Origin of the sequence: Synechococcus sp. H70.2 (assembly GCF_047462275.1) — a bacterium.
In the GTDB taxonomy this organism is placed as follows: domain Bacteria; phylum Cyanobacteriota; class Cyanobacteriia; order Thermostichales; family Thermostichaceae; genus Thermostichus.
In genome coordinates this window covers 22,529-30,045 of the sequence record NZ_JANSIU010000012.1, presented here as the reverse complement: position 1 = coordinate 30,045, position 7,517 = coordinate 22,529, and the positions used below count along the sequence as shown (strand labels likewise).

The 7,517-nt window shown below is 58.0% G+C and carries 9 protein-coding genes; 6 read left to right on the top strand and 3 right to left on the bottom strand.

Features of this window, described 5'->3' with window-relative positions; translation table 11 throughout:
• The coding region (locus NW822_RS10495) for an ATP-binding cassette domain-containing protein (RefSeq protein WP_414404391.1) at positions 1-204 on the bottom strand (204 nt) is incomplete at its 3' end.
• Between the two features lie 204 nt (positions 205-408).
• Between NW822_RS10495 and NW822_RS10490 the strand changes: the two genes are divergently transcribed.
• From NW822_RS10490 to apcD, 4 genes are all read left to right on the top strand, one after another.
• On the top strand, positions 409-1,134 hold the full coding sequence (locus tag NW822_RS10490) for an SDR family oxidoreductase (RefSeq protein ID WP_414404390.1): 726 nt from the start codon (positions 409-411) through the stop codon (positions 1,132-1,134).
• Between the two features lie 104 nt (positions 1,135-1,238).
• On the top strand, positions 1,239-1,910 hold the full coding sequence (gene folE, locus NW822_RS10485; RefSeq protein WP_414404389.1) for a GTP cyclohydrolase I FolE: 672 nt from the start codon (positions 1,239-1,241) through the stop codon (positions 1,908-1,910).
• Between the two features lie 363 nt (positions 1,911-2,273).
• Entirely contained in the window at positions 2,274-3,512 is a 1,239-nt protein-coding gene (locus NW822_RS10480; protein ID WP_414404411.1) for a type IV pilus twitching motility protein PilT, read from the top strand.
• 311 nt (positions 3,513-3,823) lie between these two features.
• Entirely contained in the window at positions 3,824-4,309 is a 486-nt protein-coding gene (apcD, locus tag NW822_RS10475; protein WP_414362337.1) for an allophycocyanin subunit alpha-B, read from the top strand.
• On the opposite strand, the gene NW822_RS10470 is transcribed toward apcD, so the two are convergent.
• The gene (locus NW822_RS10470; RefSeq protein WP_414404388.1) at positions 4,306-5,013 is read right to left on the bottom strand and encodes a HEAT repeat domain-containing protein; all 708 of its coding nucleotides are present in this window, start codon (positions 5,011-5,013) and stop codon (positions 4,306-4,308) included. The two genes, apcD and NW822_RS10470, sit on opposite strands and share 4 nt — an antisense overlap.
• A gap of 93 nt (positions 5,014-5,106) precedes the next feature.
• Here NW822_RS10470 and rpsO point away from each other — a divergent pair, with 93 nt between their 5' ends.
• Both rpsO and NW822_RS10460 read left to right on the top strand, forming a co-directional pair.
• Complete coding sequence (gene rpsO, locus NW822_RS10465; RefSeq protein WP_414404387.1) at positions 5,107-5,382, top strand: 30S ribosomal protein S15; 276 nt, start codon at positions 5,107-5,109, stop codon at positions 5,380-5,382.
• A gap of 33 nt (positions 5,383-5,415) precedes the next feature.
• Complete coding sequence (locus NW822_RS10460; RefSeq protein ID WP_414404386.1) at positions 5,416-5,850, top strand: PAM68 family protein; 435 nt, start codon at positions 5,416-5,418, stop codon at positions 5,848-5,850.
• 90 nt (positions 5,851-5,940) lie between these two features.
• Here the strand turns inward: NW822_RS10460 and NW822_RS10455 are convergent, their stop codons facing one another.
• A complete protein-coding gene (locus NW822_RS10455) occupies positions 5,941-7,377 on the bottom strand; it encodes a hypothetical protein (protein WP_414404385.1) in 1,437 nt (478 codons plus the stop codon).
• Positions 7,378-7,517: the final 140 nt, after the last annotated feature.

Below are 7,517 nucleotides of genomic sequence, written 5' to 3'. Positions count from 1 at the left end.
AATGATCCGCAAGAGGGTGGTTTTTCCGCAGCCCGACGGGCCCACAATTCCCAAGATGTCTCCCTGGCGCAGGCGAAACTCCACTTCCTGCAAAACCCACTGCCGCTGGCTGGGAAACCTCTTGCTAATGCCCTCCAGCTGAAGAATGTAGGGAGGGTCCGCCTGGTCAGTATTGGACGTCGAGGAAACCAAGAACTCGGCCATGACCGTTGTTGCAAAGTATTTTCACCAGACTACCATACCCCAAGTCGCGCTGAGGCCGGTCGGCTTGGCATAGAGAGGGATCGGGATCCCGGCTTTGACCCTTTGTTTTGGGGGGCAGAAATCAGTGTTATATTTAGTTAACGAAGTTTCCCAGGCTGTGGTGGCGCTTGGTTTCGAGGGCGCACGCCAGGCTTACTGTTTTGGATGAGTTTTGAGACAAAGTTTCCTGAACGTGCGCTAATTACAGGAGCCAGCCGAGGGATCGGCAGAGCTGTAGCCTTGAGGCTTGCGCAGGAGGGGATAGCAGTTGCCTTGGTGGCTCGTTCCCTCCCCGATTTGCTGGCAGTGCAGGCGGAGATCCAGGCAAAAGGAGGAAAGGCGGAGGTCTTTCCCATTGACCTGGCCGACTTGCCCGCTCTACCGCAGCAGTTGCAAGCCCTTTTGGATCGATTTGGTGTTTGCGATGTCTTGATCAACAACGCCGGCATAGCCCAGGTCGGGCCCTTGGCTAGCTTGGCTTTGGCCGATTGGCAGCGCGTGATTGACTTGAACCTGACAGCAGCCTTTCTCTGTGCCCAAGCCGTTCTGCCCGGGATGCGCCAGCAGCGCTGCGGCGTAATTGTCAACATCGTCTCCATTGCGGGCAAGCGAGCCTTTCCCAATTGGGGGGCCTACTGTGCCAGCAAGTTTGGCCTGCTGGGCTTTTCTGAAGTCTTGGCCGCAGAGGAACGACAGCATGGCATTCGGGTGACCAGCCTCTGTCCTGGAGCTGTGGATACCCCCCTTTGGGATACAGTTCCGGTTGACTTCGATCGTTCCCGGATGCTCTCGCCGGAGTGGGTAGCGGAGGTCATTGCCCACATTGTTTGCCTGCCCAAGGGGGCTGTGGTGGAGGAGCTAACCCTCATGCCGGCAGCAGGGGCCTTTTAGGCCAGCCGGGAGCTGGCTTTTTCTGTAGTACAGAGGAAATCTGCCTGCACCGCCCCCTTGACGAGCCCCTTTAACCCTTCGTTCAACAAAAGGAATATCCTGCTATGACTCTTGCCAAGCCCAGATCCAGTGCTGAGTTGCGACTAAACGACAAAGCCAATCAAAAGTCTCGCCTTGTTCGAGAGCAAGAGCCCGAGGGCTCAGAAAGCCTGGATCCGGCAATGGTGGCCGCGGTGGAGACGTTGCTGCGGGGAATTGGGGAGGATCCCGAGCGGGAGGGCCTCAAGAAAACGCCGCAGCGAGTGGTGGCTGCGCTCAAGTTTTTAACCAGTGGCTATCAGCAGTCTCTGGAAGATCTCATCAACGGCGCCGTCTTCGACGAGGGCCACGACGAGATGGTGATGGTGCGGGATATCACGTTGTTTAGCCTCTGTGAGCACCATCTCTTGCCCATCATTGGCAAAGCTCATGTGGCCTACATCCCCCGTCAAAAGGTGGTGGGCCTGAGCAAAATTGCCCGCATTGTGGAGATGTACTCCCGCCGCCTCCAGGTTCAGGAACGCCTGACCCGGCAAATTGCAGAAGCCTTGATGGAGGTTTTGGATCCCTATGGGGTGGGGGTGGTTATCGAGGCTACCCACATGTGCATGGTGATGCGGGGAGTGCAAAAGCCGGGCTCGTGGACGGTCACCAGCTCCATGGTGGGGGTGTTTCAGGAGGATCCCCGCACCCGGGAGGAGTTCTTGAGCCTGATTCGCCACCCGTCCAACTTTTAAGGCTCCCGCGGCGCTTTGCCGGCAAGAAAGCTAAAATCCTCTGCTTAGGTTGGGCATACTAGCTTAGAATCGACGCAGATCCTGCCCGAAGCGAGGCTTGTTATGAGCGGCCCTGAGAACCAATCTCCCACTGACTTACAGTCCGGTTGGAAGCCGCCGACTCCGCCGGTTGCCCAGCGTCCCCCCCAGGGGGCGGCACAAACGCCGCCAGCGACGCCCCCAACCCAGTTGGATCCGGGGCTAGCGGCTGTCTATCCCCCTCAAGGACCTAGGTCACGTCCTGCTCCCAGTGCTCCTGAGCCCATCTTAGGTCGGCCCGTTCCACCGGGCGTGGCTGCCGCTCCACCCCAGACGCCAGTGCCCATGCCGGGCCCTGCCCCTGCCCCGCAAGTGCCTCTGGCCGCTCCAACTCCTGCTGCCCAGCCGCAGGCATCTCCCCCCCGCCCTAGTCCAGCTGCTCCGCCTTCTGTGCCTCCCGCTCGCCCCACGGCTGCCGGGCGAATCCCGGTGGCTGCGGCTGCTCCCAAGTCTGCCCCTCCTGGCCCGACGCTGCGCCAACTGGTGCAGGAAGCCTACGAGAAAGGCTACTCAGACATCCATCTGGGGGTGGGGGAAGTGCCTCGCTTTCGCGATCGGGGGGAAATCGTTATCAGCAACCACCCCGTTACCACCACTGAGATGTTCTATAGCTGGCTGCGGGAAAGCTTGCCAGAAAACCAAATCCGCCAGTTTGAAGAGTGCTTAGAGCTGGATACTGCCATTCAGTACGAGGGCTTGGTGCGCTGCCGGGTCAACTGCTTTGTCTCCCTTCTTGGCCCAGCCATGGTGCTGCGTCTGATCCCCCTCAAGATTTTGACGCTGGAGCAGTTGCGGGCGCCGGAAGTGCTCAAGCGCATTGCCGAGGAGCCCAAGGGCCTCGTGCTGGTAACTGGCCCAACTGGCTCCGGTAAGTCCACGACGCTAGCGGCAATGGTGGACTACATCAACTCCAACTTCGCCAAGCACATCATTTCCATTGAGGATCCTATCGAGTTTGTCCACCAGAGCAAGAAGTCGCTGATTCGGCAGCGGGAGGTCGGGATCCATACCCTGGAGTTTGCTAATGCTCTGAAGGCCTCCCTGCGGGAAGATCCGGACATCATCCTAATTGGGGAGATGCGGGATCGGGAAACGGTGGATATTGCTCTCAAGGCGGGCCAGACGGGCCACCTTGTGTTTGGAACCCTGCACACCAACAGCGCCGTCCGCACCATCGAGCGCCTCTTGGGGATCTACAAGCCGGAAGAGCAGGAGCCAATGCGACTGCAACTGGCTGAGACGTTGGTGGCCATTATTGCTCAGACGCTGGTGCGCACCACCGACGGCAAGCGCACCGCAGCCCATGAGATCATGCGCAACACCGATGCCATTCGCGACTACATCAAGCGCGGCGCCGTGGACGAGATCGAGGAGCTGATTGCCGATGGCTCCTACGAGGGCATGTGTACCATGAATCAGTCGCTGTTTCGGCTCTATCAGGAGGGACGGATTACCGCAGAGGTGTGTCTGGAGGCAGCTCCGCGGCGCAACGAGATGGCCCAATGGCTGCGGGGCCGGATCTAGAGGCAGTTTCCCAGATAGCTAGGCTAGGTGCTTGAGGAAAGGCCTGCCTTATCCTTGAGAGCAACTTGAGTTAGCTGCTGGAGTGGAGGGTGGATAAGCACCGCCCTATCCTTGCAGAGTGAGGGCCGAGATCCAGACACCCCCGCAAAGATGGGGTAGGATGGTTTCGGTTGCCATCGGGTACAACCCCACGGTGGGGCCTCCTGGGTCTCTTTGGAGAGGAACTGCAAGAGCCCGTTGAAGCAGAAATCCCGCCCTCTATGCGTTAGCATGAGGGGGGGAGGGTGTTACAAAACAGGAGAATCTATACCGTGAGCGTGATCAGCCAGCTTATCGAAACTGCAGATAACCAGCTGCGCTATCTCTCAGTTAGCGAGCTGCAGGCTATCAAAGACTACATGGACAGTGGCGAAAGGCGTCTGCAGATTGCTCAGGTGTTAGCTGAGAATAGAAAACGCATTATCGATCAGGCCCAGAAACAGCTATTTGCCAAACGACCTGAATACCGACAGCCTGGGGGCAATGCCTACGGCGAGAAGCGCTACAATCAATGCCTGCGGGACTATGATTGGTATTTGCGTTTGGTAACCTATGGCATTATCGCTGGCAGTAAAGAGCCAATTGAGTCCATTGGCCTCATAGGGGTGCGGGAAATGTACAACAGCCTCAACGTACCCATTGCCGGCATGATTGATGCGATTGTCTTTTTGAAGGAAGCAGCTCTCAGCCTGTTGGATCCCGACTCTGCGGCTGAGGCTGCTCCCTACTTTGACTACATCATCAATGCCCTGAGTTAGAGAGCTCCCTTTGCGGCCAGAGAGGCCAAGGCAGCGCGGGCGCAGGCGGCTACCTGTTCCTGGGAGTCCTGGGCAAGCCGAGCTAGCCCAGGGTAGGCAGCTTCTGTTCCCAACTGGCTTAGGGCAATGCAGACGCGGTAGCGCAGCTGCCAATCGTCAGAAGCGATGAGGGGCTCTAGGTAGGGGATGGCCCGCGGATCCCCCAGATCCCCTAGCGCTGCGGCAGCGGCGGTGGTCAGCAGTTCATTTCCCTCCTGGAGAACCTGCACTAGGGTGTCGAAGGCGGCGGGGTTGCCTAGCTCGCCGAGGGCAGCGACAATACTAAAGCGCACCAGCCACTCCGTCTCCCGCTGGTAGGCCTCCAGGAGATCAGTCAGGGCCTGCGGCTGCTTGAGATCCCCTAGAGCGGCAGCAGCGGCGGCTCGCACGTCGAACTCGGGATCCTCCCGCAAAGACTGCTGCAGGATTGGTAAAAGGGTGGCCGGATCGATCCCTTTTGCGGCAAGGGTGCCCAGCTGACTAATAGCAGCGTAGCGGACGCGCGCATTCTTGTCGGCTACTGCCTGCTGCAACAGAGTCAAGCTTTCTAGCGGGGAGAGTTCTCTGGCTTTGTTAACAGCGCGCAGCCGCTCCCCCAGATCCTGAGAGCCCAACAGCTCCAGCAAGGTCGCCAGTGAGGGCGGATCCCCAGCAGTTGTTGTCATCGTTCCTTTCTCTCCGTAGCTTTCTCTGGCTGTAGCAAAGAAGGAAAACTCGATGTTATCATTTTGAGGCAGTGTGTGCTGTCTTTTGGTCCTATGGCCTTATTGCAGAAAGAAAAGCAGGAGATCATTGAGAAATATCGACTACACGACACCGACACCGGCTCTGCCGATGTGCAGGTTGCCTTGCTAACCAGCCGCATCAACCAGCTCTCGCAGCACCTGCAGAGAAATCCTAAGGACTTTAACTCCCGTCGCGGCTTGCTGATGATGATTGGTCGCCGCAAGCGACTGCTCAGCTACATTGCCAAGCATTCTCCCGAGCGCTTTCAGGAGCTGGTTGAACGGTTAAACATTCGAGTGAAAAAGTAGCTACCTAGAAAGCACAGTCGAGGAGCTACCTGCGTGGGCAAGTCTAGTCGCTACTCTAAAGCTTCTCGAGGCCGCTCCAGTCAAGCTGCTGGTCAGGTGGAGCAGCAGCCGGCCAGAGGAGAGCGAGCTGCTGTCATTCCTCCCGAGGTAAGCCGGCGCATGGTGCGGCGAATCCTCATTTTTTCCGGGATCCCTTCTACGCTTGGCTTAAGTAGCTTTGTTGTCAACTACTATCTTTTAACCAACCATGTGATAGCCCTGCCCCCCTACTTTACTTTGGTGGAGTCGCTGGCCTTTTTTGGCCTTGGCTTTTTGGGCATTAGCTACGGTGTCTTCTCGGCCTCCTGGGATCCAGAGCCTGGATCCCTGCTGGGGATTGGTGAGTTCCGCCGCAACCTAGGTATTTTCCTCCAGCAGTGGCGTGAAGCAACAAGCAGCTCTGCCTCTTCAGAAGCTGACGAGACCTAGCTGCTTTGGGCGCTGGGGGAGTTTCCCGGCCAAGATACAGGCCCAGCCTCAGGGGGCCGGGCTGAGGTGGTTCAAAATAGGCTGCTGGGGCTAGAGCCGCACCTGCGCGCCCTCAAAGAAGCCACGGATGATCAGAATGGATCCCTCAGAATCTCCTGGAGCGGTCTCTGGATTGTCCGTGGGGAATTCCTGTTCCAGGAACCACTGGCCGGAGATCCGGTCGGCAGAAGTCGTTGAGTCGAAGACAAGGCTTAGAATCCCTCTTTGCGTACTACCACCAATGTCAAGTCGATTAAACGGCCCGGCCAATTGTGCCCCGGCTAGGGTGCGGAAGACAAAATCGCCAGTGGCGGGCACAATGCCCTGAAGAATAACCGGCTGAGGGGTATTTCCTTCCACAGGTGAGCCAGGTAAGGTACCCGTAGAGCGCTCAGTGCGCAAGGAGAAGAAGTAATCGAAGGCTGTGGGAAAATCCGGACGCCCAGGGACAGGTAACTGCGGGATCGGAGTGGGGAAAGGTCGGGGCGGGGGGCTGACCTGGACAAAGTTGAGGACTGTGCTGACATTAGCCGGATCAAACTCAGCTTGTACCCGACCGTCCAATAGGCGCCGGATGCGCACCAACTGGTTGGGCAGAATGTTCGGACGAGTGGGATCCGGAGCAAATAGCACCGACTGCGTACCCACCTGGGTGGGACGATAGACGATTTCCGCCTGGTTGGGCCGGAAGTTTAGGCGGGCAAAGAGAGTCAGGGCATCTTCAGGAGTGCCATCGCCGGCCACGCCCCGCTGCCGCACCACAAAGCTGGCGGAGAAGCTGCCGGTTTGCAGGATGGCAGTGACAGGAGGATTGACAAAGAATCCTGCCGGTGGGTTGCCATTAGGGCCGGGATCTTCATAGAGTACTCCCACGGTGGGGACAATGAGAGAAGAATCTCCCTCTAAGACGACTTGGTTGCCATTGCGGCTAACCAAGATGCGGCGCACGGTTAAAGTTAAAACAGTTTCCGTATCCGGATCGGCAGCTCTAAAGGTTGTGTTGACTCGAATGCGCTGGTCGTTGGGGTTTGTCGAAAGGGCAACTAACCCGGCGATGCTGAATTGCGTAGATAGCCTGCCGTCGTTGGGGCCGAAGGCGATGAGATTCACCAGCGGCGTGGTTCGGGCAATCTGGAGGGCCAGTGTGCTGGAGCGAAGGGTTGAGTCAATTGTCAGTTCATTGGCTGGGATCTCATTGACCGGCAGAATGCGGGCCTCTACGTTGGTAATGCGGGCCTCTCCGCTGCCTTGAAAGCCGCTGTTCCGCACAGGGATCCCGTTGTCAAACTTTGGGTTGATGTAGTCCAGCCTCAAGCTGGTGGTCTCCAGCACTGAGCCGGGGGTAAAGCGGTACTCCTGCGCCGAGACAAACGCCGTGGGATCCACCTGGACAGGCCCCGGCAAGGCGGGAGACTCGTCAATTTGACCGCAGCCACCTAGGAGCAAGACTCCACACAAAACTGCCAATGAGCGACCTTTGAAGTTCATACGGCACTGCCTCACACACCCTAATCTGGGGAAATCCACACACAAAATGGAGGAAAAGGCACCCAACCCCAACGCTACAGGTAAGCTGGCCGCCCCTGCTCGAGGCTATGATACCCCATATCTAGGGGATGGGCCATTTC

Bases quoted from the DNA above. Each gene is read 5' to 3' on its own strand.
- NW822_RS10490 (WP_414404390.1), top strand. From the start codon at position 409: ATGAGTTTTGAGACAAAGTTTCCTGAACGTGCGCTAATTACAGGAGCC.
- folE (WP_414404389.1), top strand. From the start codon at position 1,239: ATGACTCTTGCCAAGCCCAGATCCAGTGCTGAGTTGCGACTAAACGAC.
- NW822_RS10480 (WP_414404411.1), top strand. From the start codon at position 2,274: ATGCCGGGCCCTGCCCCTGCCCCGCAAGTGCCTCTGGCCGCTCCAACT.
- NW822_RS10470 (WP_414404388.1), bottom strand. From the start codon at position 5,013: ATGACAACAACTGCTGGGGATCCGCCCTCACTGGCGACCTTGCTGGAG.
- rpsO (WP_414404387.1), top strand. From the start codon at position 5,107: ATGGCCTTATTGCAGAAAGAAAAGCAGGAGATCATTGAGAAATATCGA.
- NW822_RS10455 (WP_414404385.1), bottom strand. From the start codon at position 7,377: ATGAACTTCAAAGGTCGCTCATTGGCAGTTTTGTGTGGAGTCTTGCTC.